Annotated in this window: 16 protein-coding genes, 1 pseudogene and 2 riboswitches; of the genes and pseudogenes, 10 read left to right on the forward strand and 7 right to left on the reverse strand. The window is 73.6% G+C overall.

The annotated features are described in order from the left end of the window. The first annotated feature begins 268 nt into the window (after positions 1-268). Positions 269-1,108 (forward strand): amidohydrolase, encoded by an 840-nt coding sequence (locus LCD35_RS21685; protein ID WP_224968560.1) that lies wholly within the window; start codon positions 269-271, stop codon positions 1,106-1,108. A 261-nt stretch (positions 1,109-1,369) separates the two neighbouring features. On the opposite strand, the gene LCD35_RS21690 is transcribed toward LCD35_RS21685, so the two are convergent. Next, positions 1,370-2,401 (reverse strand): SIS domain-containing protein, encoded by a 1,032-nt coding sequence (locus tag LCD35_RS21690; protein WP_224960447.1) that lies wholly within the window; start codon positions 2,399-2,401, stop codon positions 1,370-1,372. Positions 2,402-2,717: 316 nt separating this feature from the next. On the opposite strand from LCD35_RS21690, the gene LCD35_RS21695 reads away from it, so the two are divergent. The 3 genes from LCD35_RS21695 (at position 2,718) to LCD35_RS21705 (ending at position 6,157) form a co-directional block, all read left to right on the forward strand. Beyond that, positions 2,718-3,473 (forward strand): GntR family transcriptional regulator, encoded by a 756-nt coding sequence (locus tag LCD35_RS21695; protein ID WP_224960449.1) that lies wholly within the window; start codon positions 2,718-2,720, stop codon positions 3,471-3,473. Between the two features lie 387 nt (positions 3,474-3,860). Then, positions 3,861-4,862: a hypothetical protein gene (locus LCD35_RS21700; protein ID WP_225044746.1), complete on the forward strand. Its 1,002-nt coding sequence runs from the start codon at positions 3,861-3,863 to the stop codon at positions 4,860-4,862. Positions 4,863-5,035: 173 nt separating this feature from the next. Continuing rightward, entirely contained in the window at positions 5,036-6,157 is a 1,122-nt protein-coding gene (locus LCD35_RS21705; protein WP_224960452.1) for a S1 family peptidase, read from the forward strand. Positions 6,158-6,453: 296 nt separating this feature from the next. On the opposite strand, the gene thiE is transcribed toward LCD35_RS21705, so the two are convergent. After that, complete coding sequence (gene thiE, locus LCD35_RS21710; RefSeq protein WP_224960458.1) at positions 6,454-7,128, reverse strand: thiamine phosphate synthase; 675 nt, start codon at positions 7,126-7,128, stop codon at positions 6,454-6,456. Positions 7,129-7,191: 63 nt separating this feature from the next. Next, a riboswitch (TPP riboswitch) is annotated at positions 7,192-7,297 on the forward strand. Between thiE and thiO the strand changes: the two genes are divergently transcribed. The 3 genes from thiO (at position 7,287) to LCD35_RS21725 (ending at position 9,353) form a co-directional block, all read left to right on the forward strand. Continuing rightward, positions 7,287-8,402: a glycine oxidase ThiO gene (gene thiO, locus LCD35_RS21715; protein WP_224966582.1), complete on the forward strand. Its 1,116-nt coding sequence runs from the start codon at positions 7,287-7,289 to the stop codon at positions 8,400-8,402. It overlaps the preceding riboswitch by 11 nt. Continuing rightward, positions 8,390-8,590 (forward strand): sulfur carrier protein ThiS, encoded by a 201-nt coding sequence (gene thiS, locus LCD35_RS21720; RefSeq protein ID WP_224966583.1) that lies wholly within the window; start codon positions 8,390-8,392, stop codon positions 8,588-8,590. The genes thiO and thiS overlap by 13 nt, the downstream gene beginning before the upstream one ends. A gap of 1 nt (position 8,591) precedes the next feature. After that, positions 8,592-9,353, forward strand: coding sequence for a thiazole synthase (locus tag LCD35_RS21725; RefSeq protein ID WP_224966584.1), 762 nt, complete (start codon positions 8,592-8,594; stop codon positions 9,351-9,353). A gap of 71 nt (positions 9,354-9,424) precedes the next feature. Here LCD35_RS21725 and LCD35_RS21730 read toward each other — a convergent pair whose 3' ends face one another. The 3 genes from LCD35_RS21730 to thiC form a co-directional block, all read right to left on the reverse strand. Beyond that, positions 9,425-11,392 carry an FUSC family protein gene (locus LCD35_RS21730; protein ID WP_224960465.1) on the reverse strand — a complete coding sequence of 656 codons (1,968 nt, stop codon included), beginning with the start codon at positions 11,390-11,392 and terminating at the stop codon, positions 9,425-9,427. A gap of 300 nt (positions 11,393-11,692) precedes the next feature. Then, on the reverse strand, positions 11,693-12,556 hold the full coding sequence (gene thiD, locus LCD35_RS21735; protein WP_224960466.1) for a bifunctional hydroxymethylpyrimidine kinase/phosphomethylpyrimidine kinase: 864 nt from the start codon (positions 12,554-12,556) through the stop codon (positions 11,693-11,695). A gap of 99 nt (positions 12,557-12,655) precedes the next feature. Beyond that, positions 12,656-14,299, reverse strand: coding sequence for a phosphomethylpyrimidine synthase ThiC (gene thiC, locus LCD35_RS21740; protein WP_308011317.1), 1,644 nt, complete (start codon positions 14,297-14,299; stop codon positions 12,656-12,658). Further along, positions 14,293-14,418, reverse strand: a riboswitch (TPP riboswitch). Its footprint overlaps the gene before it by 7 nt. A 275-nt stretch (positions 14,419-14,693) precedes the next feature. Here thiC and LCD35_RS30810 point away from each other — a divergent pair. After that, positions 14,694-15,005, forward strand: a pseudogene (locus LCD35_RS30810) (Uma2 family endonuclease); the annotation flags it as partial. Positions 15,006-15,284: 279 nt separating this feature from the next. Here LCD35_RS30810 and LCD35_RS21750 read toward each other — a convergent pair. Then, on the reverse strand, positions 15,285-15,863 hold the full coding sequence (locus LCD35_RS21750) for a peptide deformylase (protein ID WP_224960468.1): 579 nt from the start codon (positions 15,861-15,863) through the stop codon (positions 15,285-15,287). 370 nt (positions 15,864-16,233) lie between these two features. On the opposite strand from LCD35_RS21750, the gene LCD35_RS21755 reads away from it, so the two are divergent. Together LCD35_RS21755 and LCD35_RS21760 are read left to right on the forward strand one after the other, a co-directional pair. Then, positions 16,234-16,536: a DUF3263 domain-containing protein gene (locus LCD35_RS21755; RefSeq protein WP_374108124.1), complete on the forward strand. Its 303-nt coding sequence runs from the start codon at positions 16,234-16,236 to the stop codon at positions 16,534-16,536. Then, entirely contained in the window at positions 16,536-17,189 is a 654-nt protein-coding gene (locus LCD35_RS21760; protein WP_224966585.1) for a LytR C-terminal domain-containing protein, read from the forward strand. Before LCD35_RS21755 ends, LCD35_RS21760 begins: the two co-directional genes overlap by 1 nt. Before the next feature lie 42 nt (positions 17,190-17,231). Here the strand turns inward: LCD35_RS21760 and LCD35_RS21765 are convergent. After that, positions 17,232-18,872: AAA family ATPase (locus LCD35_RS21765; protein ID WP_225044747.1), on the reverse strand; the 1,641-nt coding region annotated here is incomplete at its 5' end.

Consider the following 18,872-nt stretch of genomic DNA (forward strand, 5'->3'; position numbering starts at 1 on the left):
GGGGGGCGCGGGGCGGGGGGGGGGGGGGGGGGGGGGTGGGGGGGGGCCCCCCCCCGGGGGCCCCCGGCCCCCCCCCCCGGCCCCCCCGGGCCCCCCCCGGGGGCGCGGCTGGACGTGCCGCCGATGTCGAGGCCGAGCACCAACTCCCGCATCCGTCCGTTGTACCGCAGCGGGCGGGAGCGGGAAGCCCGCCCGCCCCGAGGTCCCCGCGGGGCGGCGAGCACACTGTGGGGCTGATCGCCGGGAGCCGGGGAAGGACGAGCGAGCGATGACCGTCGACGCGCACCACCACCTGTGGGACATCGACGTCCGGGACCAGCCGTGGATCACCGGACCCGAGATGGAACCGCTGCGCCGCGATTTCCGGCCGGCGGACCTGGCGCAGGCCGTCCGCGGCACCTCGGTGGACACCACCGTGCTGGTGCAGACCGCGGCCGATCCGGAGGAGACGCCCGAGATGCTGGTGCTGGCCGATTCGGCGCAGTGCATCGGCGCCGTCGTCGGCTGGGTGGACCTGACCGCGCGCACCGCGCGGGAGCAGCTGGGGCCGCTGCTGTCGCACCCGGCGGGCCGGTGGCTGCGCGGTCTGCGGCACCGGGTGGAGGCCGAGCCGGACGTGGACTGGATGGTCCGGCCGGACGTGCTGCGCGCGCTCGCCGCCGTGGAGGACGCGGGGCTGCTGTTCGAGGTGGTGGCGCGGCCGGAGCAGCTGCCCGCGGTGCTCAAGGCGGCGGGCGAGTTCCCGCAGCTGACCTTCGTGCTGGACCACTGCGGCAGGCCGCCGGTGGGCGGGGACCCGGAAGGCTGGGCGGCACCGGTGCGCAAGCTCGCCGAGCATCCGAACGTGGTGTGCAAGCTGTCCGGCCTGGCGACCGCCGCCGGGTGGGGCCGCGAACCCGACGTGGACCGGCTGCGGCCCTGGGTCGACGTGGTGCTGGAGGCGTTCGGCCCGGGCCGGTTGATGTTCGGGTCGGACTGGCCGGTGTGCCTGCTGTCGGCGTCGTACCGCGAGGTGCTGGAGCTGACGTCGCGGTTGCTGGACGGCCTGTCGAAGCACGAGCGGGCCGCGATCTTCGACGGCACGGCCCGCGAGGTCTACGAGCTCTGACCTCCGTGCGCGGCGGTGGTCTCGGAAGGGGATCTTCGACGCATCCCGGGCAACCGCGTTTTTCCCGGCTCGGAACGGTGGTCATTTCTGACCCGTTCGGCGTAATCTGACGCTGCCCGCCTCACCCCGCCCCCTCGGTGAGGCGGGCTTCTAATGTTCCGGCCGGACCCCGCCGACGCAGGCGTTTCCCCGCGCGGCACCGAACGTGCTGGTCTCGGCACCGCGCGGAGCGGGCGTCGGCGGGTTCGCCCGAACAGACGATCAACGGGTGCGGGTCACCTTGGACAGCCCGCGCGGCCGGTCCGGGTCGCCGCCGCGGGCCAGCGCCAGTTCGAGGGCGAGCTGCTGCACCGGCAGGATCTCCAGCACCGGCGCCAGCTCCTCGGCGCACCCGGGCACCGGGATGTGGTGCTCCGCGGCGGGCCCGGAGCCGAGGGTGCGCACGTCGGCGCCGCGTTCGCGGACCACGTCGAGCACCTCGCGCATCGCGGCGCCGCCCCGTCCTCCGCCGCTGACCGCGAGCACCGCGGTGGCGGGGTCGATGGCGGCGACGGGCCCGTGCAGCAGGTCGGCACCGCTGTAGGCGCGGGCCGGCAGGTAGCTCGTCTCGGCGAGCTTGAGCGCCGCCTCCAGCGCGGTGGCCAGCGAGTAGCCGCGGGCGGTGGTGACCAGCCGCTCGGTGGAGCGCAGCCGCTGCACCGCCTCGCCGACCGCCGCGGTGCTCTCGGCCAGCGCCCGCCGCGCCAGGTCGGGCAGCCCGGCGGCGGCCTGCCCGGTGCCGCCGCGGATCGCGTCGACCAGCAGGTACAGCGCGAGCAGCGTGGCGCTGTAGGTCTTGGTGGCGGCCACCGCCAGCTCCTGCCCGGCGCGGACGTGCACCGAGAGCTCGGCGGCCGCGTTCAGCGCCGAGTCCGGCGTGTTGGTGATCGCGACGGTGGTCGCGCCGCGGCGGCGGGCGGATTCGGTGACCTCGATGAGGTCGGGCGAGCCGCCGCTCTGGCTGACCGTCAGCAGCAGCACGTCGCTGAGGTCGGGCTGCGCGCCGTAGAGGGTGGTGGTGGAGGGCGAGGCGAGCCCGGCGGGCAGTTGCAGCAGGACTTCGATGAGGTACTTCGCGTACAGCGCCGCGTGGTCGCTGGAGCCGCGGGCCGCCAGCAGCGCGAAGCGCGGCTTGCGCTGCGCGATGGTGCTCGCGACGGCGGCGATGTCGGTGGCTTCGAGCAGCTCGGCGAAGATCCGCGGCTGCTCGTCGATCTCGGCGCGCATGTTCTCGCCGGGGTTCGCCTCGCTCATGGGTGCCTCTCGCTGGGCCATTAGGTCTAGACCAATGTTATCGAACGTGCCGTGCCCCCGAGCGTGACCCGTGCGACACCGCTCCGGCCACCCGGCGTGCGGACCAAGATCATCAATGTGGGAAAACTGTGGAGAACGTGATGGGCGTGTCGTCGTTCAGGCATGCTGGACGGGCCAGGTGCGGTGCGCGGGTGGGCGAGCTCACCGCCACCGCGTGCGGCCACCCCTCGTGCGGGGAGGTGGCGGCCCGGGGCCGCGGCCGGACATCGGGTGATCGAGCGGCGGCCATCGCGGCAGGTTCGGCGTAGGAGGACGAATGCTGGAAACGTCGGTGTCCGGCGGGGCGGACACCCCGGTGCGCGCGCAGCGCGAACCCAAGTACTGGGGGCTCAAGCAGCACCTGCTGGACATGCTGCGCTCGCTACCCCCCGGCTCGCCGATCCCCACCGAGCGCGCGCTGGCCGCCGAGTTCGACGTCTCCCGCACCACCGTGCGCCAGGCGCTCGCCGAACTCACCGTCGAAGGCAGGCTGCTGCGGGTGCAGGGCAAGGGCACCTTCGCCGCCAAGCCGAAGGTCGCGCAGCGGCTCCAGCTCTCCAGCTACACCGAGGACATGCGCGCCCAGGGCCGCCAGCCCGCGTCCCGGCTGCTGGAGGTCGTCGAGGAGCCCGCCGACCAGGAGCTCGCCACCCTGCTCGGGACCCGGCCCGGCTCAGCCGCGCTGCGGTTGCGGCGGCTGCGCCTGGCCGACGGGGAACCGATGGCCATCGAGACCACCCACCTGCCGCTGTCCCGGTTCCGCGGCCTCACCGGCCGGCTCGAATCGGGCGGCTCGCTGTACCGGGTGCTGCGCGAGCACTTCGGCGTGGAGCTCGGGCACGCCGACGAGACCATCGAGACCGCGCTGGCCAGCCCGGAGGAGGCCGAGACGCTCGGCGCCGACGTGGGCCTGCCGATGCTGCTGCTGTCCCGCCACTCCTTCGACTCCGCTGGCGAACCCGTCGAATGGGTCCGCTCCATCTACCGCGGTGACCGGTACAAGTTCGTCGCCCGGCTCAACCCGCCGCAGTGATCGACCGGCCCGGCACCGAGCCGGGTCCCGCGCTGTCTCCCGCGCCGACGGTGCCGCCGGAGACCGCAGCGCCCCTTTTCGGGGCCACCGGTTCGCGCCTCCGCGGCGCGCGGTTTCCGCTGCCCGGCGCAACGCCGGTTCGCCCTCCTCGCTTCGTTCGGACGCCGCCGAGATCGAAATCCGCGGGTGTTCTCCTCGTTACCCGAAGTGGTAGTCATCACGAAAGCGCAACAATCGGGAGAATTGTGGCGAGATCATCCGTTGACAGGTTCGAGAGAGCGCGCACCAGATCAAGTAGGAGCCACAGTGGCGAAGGAGAATGTCGAACGGGGGGCGACCGGAACCGACGACGATGAGCCCGCGGAAAAGAAATCCAAGAAGATCGAATTGTCCGCCACGCAGGTCACCGGAGGCGCGCTCGCCTCGGTGACCGCGGCGTTCCTCGGCTCGTACCTCGGAGTCGCGGGAACCGTGTTCGGAGCCGGTCTGACCAGCGTCGTCATCACCGTCGGCGGTGCCCTGTACCAGCGTTCCCTGGAGACCACCAAGCAGAAGCTGGAGGTCACCAAGGACAAGGCGAACGTCGTCGTCGCCCGCGCCGGGATCAAGAAGACCACCGCGATCCGGCAGCACGCCACCGCCAGCGCCCCGGCGTCCCGCCCGGCCCCGCCCGCGGACGAGGCCACCCGCAGGATCCAGGCGCCCGGGATGCACTGGCCCGGCGGTGAGCAGGTCGACCGCGACCCCGACGCGACCCGCAGGCTCGACCCCGCGGAAGCGCGGACCCGGATGCTGAACTGGGCGGTCACCTCGGACGGCTCGGCGGCTGCGGACGGCACGGCGACCTCGGACGGCACGGCGGCTTCGGGCGGCACGGCGGCTTCGGACGGCTCGGCGACTTCGGACGACACCGGTGCGGCGAGCACCGCGCCGCGCGGCCGCCGCCTCCGCTGGGGCGTCGTCGCCGCGACCAGCGCCCTCATCTTCGGCCTCGGCATGCTCCTGATCACCGGGTTCGAAGGGGTGCTCGGCAAGCCGCTCTCCGGCGGCGACGGCGGCACCACGATCAGCAAGGTCTTCACGCCCGCGGCGAACCGGGACACCGGCGACCCCGCGCCGCAGGAGACCGGATCCGCGGAACCGACCTCCTCGCAGCAGCAGGAGAGCAGCTCCGAATCCGCGGAGCGGACCTCCGGCGAGCCGACCTCCGGCGAACCGACCGAGACCACCGAGACCGGGCGGAGCGAGGCCACCGAACCGACCCGCGAGACCGGCGCCTCCGAAGCCCCGCAGCCCACCGGCGAGCAGAGGCCCGAGTCCGGTCCCACCGGCGAGCGGGGTTCCGCGGGCGGCGAATCCGCAATGCAGGAGCAGCCCGACTCTCCGTGATCGGAGAGCAGCGAATGGTGACGATTCCCGGTTATCCGGCCGGAATGCCGGATAACCGGGAATTTTTGCGCGTCGATGCGTCGAAAGGTGGATGTGCCGGGCGGTGGCCCCCACCAATACTGGCTCCTCGTAGGGATCTTTGAGCCCCACCTCAAGGAGTAGGAGACCCACCTATGACGCGCAAGCTCGCGGCCAGAATGGCCGGGACGATCGTGCTGGCGGCCGGAACCGTCGCCGCCTTCACCATGCCCGCTTCGGCGACCGTCGCCCCCGCGCCGCTGGAGAAGGCAGCCACCCAGCTCGAAGCCATGCAGCGCGACTTCGGCCTCACCGCCGACCAGGCGCAGGCCCGGCTGCACAGCGAGGCCATCGCCAACACCGCGGACCGGACGCTGCGCGGCGTGCTCGCCGACGCGTTCGGCGGTTCGCGCTACGACGCCGAGCTGGGCAAGCTCGTCGTCGGCACCACCGACGCGAACCTGGTCGACGAGATCCGCGCCGCGGGCGCCGAGCCGAAGCTGGTCGAGCACAGCACCGCGCAGCTGGCCGGCGTCGTCGACGGGCTCAACACCCGCCAGGCGCCGCAGGGCGTCACCGGCTGGTACCTGGACTCGGCCGCCAACTCGGTCGTGGTCACCGCCGCCGAGGGCGCGGGTGCCGCCGCGAACGAGTTCGTGCACGCCACCGGGGTGGGGGCGCAGGCCGTGCGCGTCGTCGAATCCGCGGAGTCCCCGCGCATCCTCGCCGACGTGATCGGCGGCAACGCCTACACGATCGGCGGCAGCGCCCGCTGCTCCGTCGGCTTCTCGGTGGAGGGCGGCTTCGTCAGCGCCGGGCACTGCGGCAGCGAGGGCGACACCACCAGCACGCCGTCCGGCACCTTCGCGGGCTCCTCGTTCCCCGGGGACGACTACTCCTACGTGGAGGTCGCTTCCGGTGAGACCCCGCGCGGCCTGGTGAACGACTACGCGGGCGGCACCGTCGGCGTCGCCGGTTCGACCGAGGCCGCCGAGGGCGCCTCGATCTGCCGGTCCGGCTCCACCAGCGGCTGGCACTGCGGCACCGTCCAGGCCAAGAACCAGACGGTGAACTACGCCGAGGGCACCGTCACCGGGCTGACCCGCACCGACGCGTGCGCCGAGCCCGGCGACTCCGGCGGCTCGTGGCTGGCCGGTGACCAGGCGCAGGGCGTGACCTCCGGTGGTTCGGGCGACTGCACCAGCGGTGGTACGACCTACTTCCAGCCGGTCAACGAGATCCTGGACGCCTACGGCCTGACCCTGATCACGGAGTGATCGGGAGCCCGGTCACCGGGTGATGGCAGCCGGACGGGCTGCGTCTCAGCCCCACGAGACGCAGCCCGTCTTGCTTTTTCGCTGCTTCTGCTGCGTGGGGGTGGGGTGGCGGAACCTCAGCGGCCCCCTCGCTGCGGGATCTTTTTCGCAGGTGGCCTCCGCCACATGCGAAAAAGCTGTCCTCGCGAGGGAACCGCTGAGAACCCGCGGGTGGTCTGGTTGCTCTTGTGGTCGCTGCTCAGCGGCTTCGCCGCTGACAGGAAAGAGTCGCGAACCCGGCCGGGCCGGTTCGGTGGTCAGGTGGGTAGTCCGGCCTTGAGGGATTCGGCGGCGGCGCGCGGGTCCTCGGCCTCGGTGATGGCCCGAACCACCACGATCCGTTCCGCGCCCGCCGCGACCACCTCGGCGAGGTTGTCGTGGCCGACGCCGCCGATCGCGAACCACGGCCTCCCGTGCCCGCGGTGCTCCGCGGCGTGGCGCACCAGCTCGATGCCCGCCGCCTCCCGGCCCGGTTTCGTCGGCGTCGTCCACACCGGGCCGGTGCAGAAGTAGTCCACGCCCGGTTCGGTCGAGGCCGCGTCCGCCTGCACCACGTCGTGCGTGGAACGCCCCAGCACCACCTCGTCGCCGACGATGCGCCGCGCCACGTCCACCGGCAGGTCGTCCTGCCCCAGGTGCAGCACGTCGGCCTCCGCGGCCAGCGCCACGTCCGCGCGGTCGTTCACCGCCAGCAGCGCGCCGTGCCGAACGCAGGCCTCCGCGAGCACCTCCAGCGCCGCCAGCTCCTGCCGCGCCTCCAGCGGCGCCCCGCCGGGCCCCTTGTCCCGCAGCTGGACGACGTCCACGCCGCCGGACAGCGCGGCGTCGGCGAACTCCGCCAGATCGCCCCGCTCCGCGCGCGCGTCGGTGCAGAGGTACAACCGTGCGTCGGCGAGCCGCGTGCGGATGCCGAAACCGTCCAATCCGGGCATGCCCCCAGGGTAGTCCGCGGCCGGGCGGCGGCTGACCTCGCGCGGGCGGATGAGTACGGTGGTGGTGGTTGGCACGGGAGCCCGGGATCCGGGCTGAGAGGGGGCGCAGGCCCCGACCGTCGAACCTGATCCGGGTCATGCCGGCGCAGGGAGCGCAGATGCAGCAGCAGTCGTCCGTCACCGTCGTCGGTGGCGGGGTCATCGGTCTCTCCGTCGCGTGGACGGCCGCGCGCGCGGGCCACCGCGTCGAGGTCGTCGATGCGGGGGAGCGGCGTGCGTCGTGGGTCGCGGGCGGGATGCTCGCCCCGGTCGCCGAGGCCGCGCCGGGGGAAGAGGAACTGCTGGAGCTCGGGTCCGAGTCGCTGCGCCGCTGGCCGTCGTTCGCCGCCGAGCTGGCCCGCGGGTCCGGGCTGCCGTCCGGGCTGCGCCGGGAGGGCACGCTGGTGGTCGGCGTGGACGGTGCCGACCGCGCCGAGCTGGACATGCTCGCCGACCACCTCGCCTCGCTGGGGCGCACCGTCACCCGGCTCGGCGGCCGGGAGGTGCGCCGCCTCGAACCCTCGCTGGGGCCCGCGGTGCGGCGCGGCCTGGAGGTGCCCGGCGATCTGGCGGTGGACAACCGGCTGGCGCTGGCCGCGCTGCGGGCCGCGGCGGAGGCGGCGGGCGTCCGGTTCCGCGCCGGGGCGGCGCGGCGGGTGCGGCCGGGCGAGGTGGAGCTCGCCGAACGGACCCTGCGCTGCGACGTCGCGGTGATCGCCGCCGGTGCCCGCTCCGGCGAGCTGCACCCGGCGCTCACCGGCCGGATCCGCCCGGTCAAGGGCGAGGTGCTGCGGCTGCGGGCGCGCCCCACCGCGCTGCCCCCGCCCGCGCGCACCGTGCGCGGCCCGGTGCGCGGCAGGCAGGTCTACCTGGTCCCGCGCGACGACGGCGGGCTCGTCGTCGGCGCCACCCAGCACGACGCCGGGTTCGACGAGACCGTCACCGCCGGCGGCGTCCGCGACCTGCTGGCCGACGCGGAACGAGTGCTGCCGGGCATCGCCGAGTACGAGCTGCTCGAAGCCGTCGCCGGGCTGCGGCCCGGCACGCACGACAACCTGCCGGTGATCGGCGAACTGGAGCCGGGGGTGCTGGCCGCGACCGGCCACCACCGCAACGGGTTCCTGCTCGCGCCGATCACCGCGGACGCGGTGCTGGCGGAGCTGTCGGGCCGCGAACCACCGGTCGCCGGACCGGTTCCCGCAGGCGACGGAGGAGGTCGACCGTGCAAGTGGTGATCAACGGGGCGGAACGTCCCGTGCAGGTGGATGCGACGCTGGCGGCGGTGCTCGCCGAGTTCGGCGTGCCCGAGCGCGGTGTGGCCGTCGCCGTGGACGGGACCGTGGTGCCCAGGGCGAACTGGCAGGCGACGGAACTCCGCGACGGGGCGGCCGTCGAAGTGCTCACCGCGGTGCAGGGGGGCTGACGTGGACGACGCGCTGGTGATCGCGGGCCGGGAGTTCGGCTCCCGGCTGATCACGGGGACCGGGGGAGCGGCGAACCTGTCGGTGCTGGAGCGGGCGCTGCTGGCCTCCGGCACCGAGCTGACCACGGTGGCGATGCGCCGCGCCGACGCCGGGGGCCGCACCGGCGTGCTGGACCTGCTGCACCGGCTCGGCATCGAGGCGCTGCCGAACACCGCGGGCTGCCGCACGGCGGCGGAGGCGGTGCTCACCGCGCAGCTCGCCAGGGAAGCGCTGGGGACGAACTGGGTGAAGCTGGAGGTGGTGGCCGACGAGGACACGCTGCTGCCGGACCCGGTGGAGCTGCTGGACGCGGCCGAGCAGCTCGTCGACCAGGGCTTCGTGGTGCTGGCCTACACCAACGACGACCCGGTGCTGGCGACGCGGCTGGAGGACGTGGGCTGCGCGGCGGTGATGCCGCTGGGCTCGCCGATCGGCACCGGGCTGGGCATCCGGAACCCGCACAACATCGAGATGATCGTGTCCCGGGCGTCGGTGCCGGTCGTGCTCGACGCGGGCATCGGCACCGCCTCCGACGCGGCGCTGGCGATGGAGCTGGGCTGCGACGCGGTGCTGCTGGCCAGCGCCGTCACCCGGGCCCAGGACCCGGAGCGGATGGCCGCCGCGATGCGCGCCGCCGTCGAAGCGGGCCGCCTCGCGGTCGGCGCGGGACGCATCCCGCAGCGCTTCTGGGCGAAGGCCTCCAGCCCCGGCCTGCCGGGCTGAACCGGCCTGCCGGGCTGAACCGGCCGCCGGGTGACCGGCCCGCCAGAGCGGGCGGGCCGGTCACCCGGTGATCAGCGGATGCGGAGCCGTTCGGTCCGCACGAAGTTGATCGTGTAGCTCTTCCACGGCTCGTTGCCGAGGGTCTGGTCGATCGCCGAGCGCGCGTGCAGCGCGTTCTCCACCAGCGAGCTGGCCAGCAGTTCCGTCGCGGGCGCCCCGGCGGACTGGATGTCCGGGATCTTCGGGTTGCTCCGCCCGCTGAGCAGCTGGTCCACCGCCTTGAGCGCGGGCACCGCCACGGCGAGTTCGCCCTCGGGCCGGAACGCCAGCGTCGCCACGTCCTGGCGCAGCGCGTCCAGCGCGATCGCCGCGGCCCGCGTGGTCTGCGGGTCCTCGTCCGAGTCCGGTTCGTCCAGCAGCGCGGGCATGCCCAGCAGGTCCTGGGTGCGCCGCAGCGCCAGCACGTGCGCGGATTGCATGGCGGCGCGCACCTCGTGGCCCTGCCCGGCGGCCCGCACGCTGCGCAGCAGCTCGGACACCGACCACACGGTGGAGCGGATGGCCCCGCGCACGTCCGGCACCATGCTGCTGGGCAGCACGATGAAGCTGATGTAGCCGACGCCGAGCGCGATGGCCGCGCCGACGGCCGTGTTGGACGCGAAGCTGATCGCGATGTTCGCGAGCGGCCGGTCCAGCCGCATCGCCTGGTCGATCACGGTCACCGCGATCAGCGAGCTCAGCAGCACCTGGTAGTCGGTGCGCAGCCGCTCCACCCCGAGCAGCATGCCGACGACGATCACCGGCACCAGCAGGTACACCCCGGGCAGCAGGGTGATCAGCGCGGCCAGCACCACCACGCCGAGCACCGCGCCGCCGGTGCGCTCCAGCGCGCCGTTCATGCTGTCCCGCGCCGCGGGCGCCAGCACCACGTACAGCGCCAGCAGCAGCGTGGACGCGGACGGGTCGTCCAGCAGCAGCACGATCACCATGCCGACGGCGACGGCCAGCGTGCAGCGCAGCGCGTGCCGGAACAGCGAGGACCGCAGCGACAGGTGCGCCTTGACGCCGCCGATGGCGCGCTGGCGGCGGCCACCGGGCGCGGGCGGGCTGGCCGCGACCTCGGTGCGCTGCACGACGGCGCCGCGGATCCGGTCGAGCCCTTCGTTCATGCCGCGCACCGCTTCGGGCAGGTCCTGCCTGCCGCCCGCGGCGACGACGGCCTGCGCCGGGTCGACGCGGGCCATCGCGGGCAGCCCGGTGCAGGCGCGGGAGCGCACCGCGCGGGCGAGTTCGGCGGCGACCAGGTCCGCTTCGACGACGATGCGGTGCAGCCGTTCCGCTTCGATCCGGTCGGCCCGCTGGGCTTGGGCGAGCAGCGTTTCACGGGCGGCGCGGAACCGGGCCGCCCCGGCGAGGACCTGCCCGAGCCAGGTGCTCGACCCGTCGGCGCGCCAGGCGCTCGCGGCGATCTCCAGCACGCCCGGCCCGGGTTCGAGCAGGGTCCGGGCCACGGCGTGCCGGGTGGCGCGGGTCGGATCGCCGATGCCGATGAGCACCCGCAGCACCAGGGCGAACACCGCACCCGCCCCGGTGGACAGGAACAGCATCCAGGCGGGTTCGCCGGATCCGATGCCGGTGGTGGTGGACACGAGGGTGGCCGCGGCGAAGGTCTGGCCGCTGACCCGGTACTGCTCGCCGAGGGCGGGCAGCATGCCGGAGCCGAACACGACGGCCGCCACCAGCAGCCCGGCCAGCACCGGAATCTCGCGGAGCAGCGGCCCCACCGCCACGACCAGCACCAGCGCCGGTCCGAACCAGGAGAACCGGTGCAGGTCGGAGCGCAGCGATTGCCCGCCCGCGGCGACCAGCGCGAACACCGCGGTGAGCCCGCCGATGAGCGCGGGGGTGCGCAGGTCCAGCAGCCAGCCGACGGCGGTGGCGACCACCGCGGTGACCAGCACCGCCATCGCGTACTGGCGTCGTCGGAGGTCGGGGGCGCCGGCCTCGGTGTTGAGCCCGGCGAGGAGCCGGTCCTTCATGGTCGTCCACCCGGGTGCTGCCACGGCGGCGCTTCGCTCCTGACGTTCTCGTTGCCTGTGCGGGACGGGCGCAGCGCACGCGGCGCCGTCGCTCGGGAGCGCGGCGGGGGCTGCGAGCCTCACGCTCTATGTCGACGTGACCCGCCTTGTGAGTTACCCGCGCGGGCGAAAATCACCCGATTCGGTATCTCAAGCCCGTTCGTGGCGTGTCCGCTGGGCCGTTCGCGGCCGCGGGTGCCGCGGGCGGCTGCTCCGACGGCGACGGTACCCAGCGCGCTCCGGCGGCCGGGGACGCCCCGCTCACAACGAGCGCGGGCTCACCCGCCAGAACGTCGACACCGGCCCGACGCCGGCGCCGAGGGGGTAGGCGTGCTCCACGCTGCGCGTCACGAACCGCTTGCCCGCGGCGACCGCGTCCGGCATCGACGCGCCCTTCGCCAGCGCCGCGGTGATCGCGGAGGCGAACACGTCGCCCGCCCCGTGCGTGTGCACCGTCGAGTAGCGCGGCCCGGGCAGCTGGATCGCGTCGGTGCCGTCGAACAGCAGGTCCACGCACTCCGGGTCGTCCAGCAGGTGCCCGCTCTTGATCAGCACCCAGTCCGGTCCGAAGTCGTGCACGGCCTTCGCCGCGTCCAGCAGGTCGTCCCGGCTGCGCGCGTCGATGCCGGTGAGCAGCCGCACCTCGTCCAGGTTCGGCGTCACCAGCGTCGCCCGCGGGAAGGCCTCGTCGCGCAGCGCGTCCAGCGCGTCCGGGCGCAGCAGCGGTTCTCCGCTGCGGGAAGCGGCGACCGGGTCCACGACGAACGGGGTGCGCCGGCCGCGGCCGATGCCGTGCTCGTCGCAGGCGGCGAGCACCGCTTCGATGGTCGCGGCCGAGGACAGCACCCCGGTCTTCGCCGCGTCCACCCCGATGTCGGTGGCGACGGCGCCGATCTGCGCGGCGACCGTCTCCGGCGGGATCTCCACCAGCCCGGTGACGCCGACGGTGTTCTGCACGGTCACCGCGGTCACGGCCGTCATGCCGTGCACCCCGCAGGAGAAGAACGCCCGCAGGTCGGCGTGCATCCCCGCGCTGCCGCCCGAGTCCGACCCGGCGATGGTCAGCGCCGTCGGCGGGGCCGTGTCGTGCGCGGGTCGTCGCAGGTGGCCGGGTGTCTCGTGCATCCGGCCCATGCTACGACCCCGTCCCGCCGTCGATCCGGCCCGTGCGGAACCTGCCGATGCGAAACACCGGAGCGCCGCCCACCGCGTCCGTCATCCCGATCAGCTCACGATGGGGAGGTAGACCTCGCCGCCGGAACCGGTGAACTCCTCGGACTTCTCCCGCATGCCTTCCTCGATCGCCTCGACGCTGGTGAGGCCGTGCTCCTTGGCGTAGTCGCGGACGTCCTGGGTGATCTTCATGGAGCAGAACTTCGGCCCGCACATCGAGCAGAAGTGCGCGGTCTTCGCGGGTTCTGCGGGCAGCGTCTGGTCGTGGTACGCCTTCGCGGTGTCCGGGTCGAGCGCCAGGTTGAACTGGTCGGTCCAGCGGAACTCGAAGCGGGCCCGGGACAGCGCGTCGTCCCACTCCTGCGCCCGCGGGTGCCCCTTGGCGAGGTCACCGGCGTGCGCGGCGATCTTGTAGGTGATCACGCCGGTCTTCACGTCGTCCCGGTCCGGCAGCCCGAGGTGCTCCTTGGGCGTGACGTAGCAGAGCATCGCGGTCCCGGCCTGCGCGATCATCGCCGCGCCGATGCCGGAGGTGATGTGGTCGTAGGCGGGCGCGATGTCCGTGGTGAGCGGGCCGAGGGTGTAGAACGGCGCCTCGTCGCACAGCTCCTCTTCGAGCCGCACGTTCTCCGCGATCTTGTGCATCGGCACGTGCCCGGGGCCTTCGATCATCACCTGCACGTCGTGCGCCCGGGCGATCCCGGTGAGCTCGCCGAGGGTCTCCAGCTCGGCGAACTGGGCGCGGTCGTTGGCGTCGGCGATGGAGCCGGGCCGCAGCCCGTCGCCGAGCGAGAAGGTGACGTCGTACTCGCGGAGGATCTCGCACAGCTCGGAGAAGTGCTCGTACAGGAAGCTCTCCCGGTGGTGCGCCAGGCACCAGGCGGCCATGATCGAACCGCCGCGGGAGACGATCCCGGTGACGCGCTGCGCGGTCAGCGGCACGTACCGCAGCAGCACCCCGGCGTGCACGGTCATGTAGTCCACGCCCTGCTCGCACTGCTCGACCACGGTGTCCCGGTAGATCTCCCAGGTGAGCTTCGCCGGGTCGCCGTTCACCTTCTCCAGCGCCTGGTAGATCGGCACCGTGCCGACCGGCACCGGCGAGTTGCGCAGGATGCGCTCGCGGGTCTCGTGGATCCGCTTGCCGGTGGACAGGTCCATGATCGTGTCGGCGCCCCAGCGAGTGGCCCACACCATCTTCTCGACCTCTTCGGGCACCGAGGAGGTCACCGCGGAGTTCCCGATGTTCGCGTTCACCTTCACCAGGAACTTCTTCCCGATGATCATCGGTTCGCTCTCGGGGTGGCGGTGGCTGGCGGGCAGCACCGCGCGGCCGCGGGCGATCTCGTCGCGGACGAACTCGGCGGGCAGGTCCTCGCGGGCGGCGACGAACTCCATCTCGCGGGTGATCACCCCGGCCTTGGCGGCGGCCAGCTGGGTGGGGTGCTCGCGGTGCCAGCCGTCGCGGGTGCGGGGCAGGCCCGCGTGCACGTCGATGGTGGCGGCGTCGTCGGTGTAGGGCCCGGAGGTGTCGTAGACGTCGAGGTGCTCGCCGTTGCTGAGCTCGATGCGGCGGGCGGGCACCCGCAGGTCGCCGACCTCGCGGTGCACCTTGCGGGACCCGCTGATCGGTCCGGTGGTCACACCAGGGGAATCGGAGTCCACAGAGGACGGTTCAGGACGCACGTCGGCCACGGCCGTTCACTCCCTACGCCGGCATTATCCGGTCAGGTTCGGGCGGTCGGCGGCCCCGGATCGGATGATCCAGCCGCCCTCTCAGCCCGCTTCCGGTGCGAGCTCCCGCGATCAGTTGTCGGCGCCGAGGCTAGCCCCGTGATGCCGCCCTGCCAAGTCCCGGTTCGTGCCGGTGACGGCGAAGCTGATCGACACTAGGCTGTCTAGCAGGGAAAACGAAACCTTGTCAGACCGGGAGGATGCGGTGCGTGACAACACCGGCACAGGAGGTGACCGCGCTGCGAGTGCTGCCCCGGTGCTCCAGGAATCGTCCTGGGAGACGTTCGTCGAGGTCTGGAACGGCCTCGATCTTCCCGAAGGTTGGCGCACGGAGATCATCGAAGAGAGGATCGTGATGTCCCCGCCGCCGGACCAGAACCACGACCTCATCGGCAGCCGCGTGAACAAGGCGTTGGTGCGGGCGTTGCCCGACGATTGGGAGGTCCTGCAGACCCAGGGCATCGCCATGCCGTCGAGCTCGCGGATCGTGGTGCCCGATCTCCTCGTCGTGCTCCGCGAGCGGATGACTCCAGCGGTCGTGCTCCCGGGGGAGGACGCGCTGCTCTCGGTCGAGATCACCTCGAAGAGCAATGCCGACACCGACCGGACGACCAAGCTCCGTGCGTACGCCCAGGCCGGCATCCCGTTCTACTTGCTCATCGACCGCTTCGCGCCGCGTTGGCCCACGATCACCCTGTTCTCCGAGCCGGACGGCGAGAGGCCTACCGCGAATCGCACTCGGTCCCGTTCGGCAAACCGCTCGACCTGCCCGCCCCGTTCACCGTCACCCTGGAAACCGAGGCCTTCCCCCGCTGACCGGCCCCACCCGACCCGACCTCGCGCGACGGGTTCGCGACTCTTTCCTGTCAGCGGCGAAGCCGCTGAGCTGACGACCACCCGATCAACAGGACCACCCGCCACCCACCCCCTGCGGAACGGGAGGAGCTCAATCCTCCTCAGCGAACGGATCGCCTTCGACCGCCGGGTCCCAGGAGAGGCCGGGGACTCCCCAGCCGTTGCGCTTGACGGCCTTCTTCGCGGCCCGCGCGTTCCGCCCGACGAGCCGGGTCAGGTAGAGGTGCCCGTCCAGGTGGTCGGTCTCGTGCTGCAGGCAGCGGGCGAAGAACCCGGTGCCCTCCACCTCGACCGGCGCGCCGTCCACGTCGAAGCCGGTGACCTTCGCCCAGCTCGCCCGGCCGGTGGGGAACGCTTCGCCGGGGACGGACAGGCAGCCCTCCCAGTCGTCCTCGGGGTCGGGCATGGTCTGCGGGATCTCGCTGGTCTCCAGCACCGGGTTGACCACGACGCCGCGGTGCCGGACCCCCTCGTCGTCGGGGCAGTCGTAGACGAAGACCCGCAGGTCCACGCCGATCTGGGTGGCCGCCAGCCCGGCGCCGTTCGCGGCGGTGTTCGTCTCGAACATGTCCTCGACGAGGGTGCGCAGCGCGTCGTCGAACCGCTCGACGGGGCGCGTGGGGTGGTGCAGCACCGGGTCGCCCACGATGCGGATCGGGTGAACAGCCATGCGGCGGAGGGTATCGGTTGCCGTCTCCGGACCGCCTCGGGAGTGGCTGCGCTCGGCTGGGCGCCGCCCGTCGGAGTGATCTTCGCCGAGGTGCCCGCGGATCTCCGCGGAGGGCGTGTTGGCCGCGCACGGCGGGCGGGCGCGCGTGATGTAATGGGCCCGGAATCACACCCGTGTGATTCGGCGAACGCGGGGATCCCCGGATCGCGACGCGAGGAGCCAGATGGACGCCGCCCAGATGCTGACCGTGCACGAGATAGCCCGGCAGTGCGAGGAACTGGCGCGTACCGAGGGTCGCGCGGCGGTGGGCGAACCCGCGTCCGGCAGGCACCTGCGGACGGTCGACCCGCCCACCGAGCCGCTGCCGCGCATCCCCCCCGATGAGTCCACTTCGGACGCTCCGGAGCCCGCGGCGGGGCAGGAGCTCGGCGACCGCGAGCTGAGCATCCTCGCGTTCGAGCGGCAGTGGTGGAAGGGCGCCGGCGGCAAGGAACGGGCCATCCGCGAGCTGTTCGACATGTCCGGCACCCGGTACCACCAGGTGCTGAACGATCTGCTGGACGATCCGGCGGCCGTCCGGGCCGATCCGATGCTGATCAAACGTTTGCGCAAGGTGCGGGCGAGTCGGCAGCGCGCCCGGCAGGCCCGCCGACTGGGAATCGAGTGGCACTGATGACTTCCGGGGAACCCCCGACCAGCCCGTCCGCCGCGAAGATCGGCGGTATCGCCCTCATCGGCGCGGGCGCGCTATCGGCCGTGATCGGCCTGACGACGCTGGTCTCCGGCGGGTCCGACGACGACGCGGCCGCGCCGCCGGTGGACCAGCAGCAGACCTCGGCGCCGCTGCCACCGCTGCCGCCCGCCCCGACGAGTGCCGCGCAGCCGCCCACCTCGTCGGCCGCCGAACCGCCGCCCGCCGCGGAGGAGCCGCCGCAGACGCCCGACCCGGAACCGCAGGTGCCGCCCGCGAACCAGCCGCGCCCGGACTCGCCGGGGTCGGACTCGACCGGGTCGGACCACGCGCGGCAGCGGATCGTGGTGCGGGTCTACAACAACAGCACCATCAAGGGCTTGGCGCACCGGGCCGCGGACGAGTTCCGCGGCGCCGGCTACGAGGTGCCGGAGGTCGGCAACTACTCGCAGGGCGTCATCCCCACCACCACGGTGTACTACCGGCCGGGCACGCCGGAGGAGGCGCAGGCGAAGGAGATCGCCGCCGCGTTCCAGGCCCGCGCCGAACCGCGCTTCGACGGCCTCGCCCCCGCGAGCCCCGGCGTCATAGCGATCATCACGAACGACTACCAGGGCATGCCGAAGGGCAAGTAGCGCGCGGAGCACGGCCCGCCCTCCCCGGCGGGCCGTGCCGCGTCAGCCGCGGCGCTCGGCGTAGGCCGCCAGGGACGCCAGCTGAGCCGGGTCCAGCGAGGGGCGCACCGCGCGGCGGGCGGCCGCCAGGTGCGCGGCCGTCACCTCGGTGGCGCTGAGCGATTCGCGCATCGCGCTCAGCGCCGATTCCCGCACCAGCGCCGCGCAGTCCGCCGCCGAGTAGCCGTCCAGCTCCGCCGCCACCGCCGCCAGGTCCACATCGGACGCCAGCGGCGTGTTCCGCGCCGCGGCGCGCAGGATCTCCGCCCGCGCCGCCCCGTCCGGCGGCGGCACGTGCACCAGCCGCTCCAGCCTGCCGGGCCGCAGCAGCGCCGGGTCGATCAGCTCCGGGCGGTTGGTGGCGCCGAGCACCACGACCTCCCGCATCGGCTCGACCCCGTCGAGTTCGGTGAGCAGCGCCGCCACCACCCGATCGCCCACCCCGGAGTCGCCGGACTGGCCGCGGCGCGGTGCCAGCGCGTCCACCTCGTCGAGGAAGACCAGGGCGGGTGCCGCGTTCTTGGCCCGCAGGAACAGTTCCCGCACGGCCCGCTCGGATTCGCCGACGAACTTGTCCATCAGCTCGGCGCCCTTGACCGACAGCACGTTGAGCCGCCCGCTGCCGGCGAGCGCCCGCACCAGGAAGGTCTTGCCGCAGCCCGGCGGCCCGTACAGCAGCACGCCGCGCGGCGGTTCCACGCCGAGCCGGGTGAACGAGTCCGGGTAGCGCAGCGGCCACAGCACCGCCTCGGTCAGCGACTGCTTCACCTCGACCATGTCGCCCACGTCGTCCAGGGTGAGCCCGCCGGTGCGCAGATCGTCCGATGTGGACATCGACAGCGGCCGGACGGAGGACAGGGCGGCGACGAGGTCCTGCTGCGCGAGGGCCGGTTCGCCGTCCGCGCCACCGCGGTGGCGCAGCGCCGCTCGCACCGCTGATTCGCGGCACAGCGCCAGCAGGTCGGCGACGACGAAACCGGGGGTCCGCGCGGCGAGCTCGCCGAGCTCCACGTCGGCGGCCAGCGGCGTGCCGCGCAGCAGCACTCGCAGCAGCTGCACCCGGGTCGCCGCGTCCGGCAGCCCGATGGTCAGTTCCCGGTCCACCCGGCCGGTTTCGCGCAGCCGCGGGTCCAGGGACTGCGGCTGGGCGCTGGTCACCACGACGGCGAGCCGCCCGGTGCGCATCGCGGCGTCCAGCGCGTCGAGCGCGACCGTCGCCAGCGGCGGCGGTTCGGCGGCGGGCAGCAGGCCGTCGGCGTCGGTGAGCAGCAGCACGCAGTCGCGGCCACCCGCGGCGATGCCGGTGGCGCGGTCCAGCGAGCTCTGCAGGCGCTGGGCGGCGGAACGGGATTCGAGGGCGGCGACGCTGGGCGCGGTGACCTCGACGAGTTCGGCGCCGACCGCGGCCGCCACCGACCGCGCCAGGGTGGCCTTGCCCGCCCCGGGCGGTCCGCTGAGCAGCACGCCGAGCCGGTCGCCGCCGCCGAGCCTGCGCAGCAGCTCCGGTTCCTCGAAGTGCAGCCGGAGCCATTCGGAGAGCCGGGCGGCGGTCTCCTGCGCGCCCGCGAGGTCGCTGACGGGCAGCGCGGGCTCGGGTTCCGCCGCGGCGGCGGGCGCGACGACGGCTGCGGCGGGGGCCGGGGC

This window comes from Saccharopolyspora sp. 6V (assembly GCF_020176785.1).
In the GTDB taxonomy this organism is placed as follows: Bacteria; Actinomycetota; Actinomycetes; order Mycobacteriales; family Pseudonocardiaceae; genus Saccharopolyspora_C; species Saccharopolyspora_C gregorii.

What these genes read in the sequence shown, in the direction of transcription:
- thiO (WP_224966582.1), top strand. Translation starts at nt 7,287, where the DNA reads ATGCAGCAGCAGTCGTCCGTCACCGTCGTCGGTGGCGGGGTCATCGGT.
- LCD35_RS21685 (WP_224968560.1), top strand. Translation starts at nt 269, where the DNA reads ATGACCGTCGACGCGCACCACCACCTGTGGGACATCGACGTCCGGGAC.
- LCD35_RS21705 (WP_224960452.1), top strand. Translation starts at nt 5,036, where the DNA reads ATGACGCGCAAGCTCGCGGCCAGAATGGCCGGGACGATCGTGCTGGCG.
- LCD35_RS21750 (WP_224960468.1), bottom strand. Translation starts at nt 15,863, where the DNA reads ATGGCTGTTCACCCGATCCGCATCGTGGGCGACCCGGTGCTGCACCAC.
- LCD35_RS21695 (WP_224960449.1), top strand. Translation starts at nt 2,718, where the DNA reads ATGCTGGAAACGTCGGTGTCCGGCGGGGCGGACACCCCGGTGCGCGCG.
- thiD (WP_224960466.1), bottom strand. Translation starts at nt 12,556, where the DNA reads ATGCACGAGACACCCGGCCACCTGCGACGACCCGCGCACGACACGGCC.
- LCD35_RS21690 (WP_224960447.1), bottom strand. Translation starts at nt 2,401, where the DNA reads ATGAGCGAGGCGAACCCCGGCGAGAACATGCGCGCCGAGATCGACGAG.
- thiE (WP_224960458.1), bottom strand. Translation starts at nt 7,128, where the DNA reads ATGCCCGGATTGGACGGTTTCGGCATCCGCACGCGGCTCGCCGACGCA.
- LCD35_RS21730 (WP_224960465.1), bottom strand. Translation starts at nt 11,392, where the DNA reads ATGAAGGACCGGCTCCTCGCCGGGCTCAACACCGAGGCCGGCGCCCCC.
- LCD35_RS21760 (WP_224966585.1), top strand. Translation starts at nt 16,536, where the DNA reads ATGACTTCCGGGGAACCCCCGACCAGCCCGTCCGCCGCGAAGATCGGC.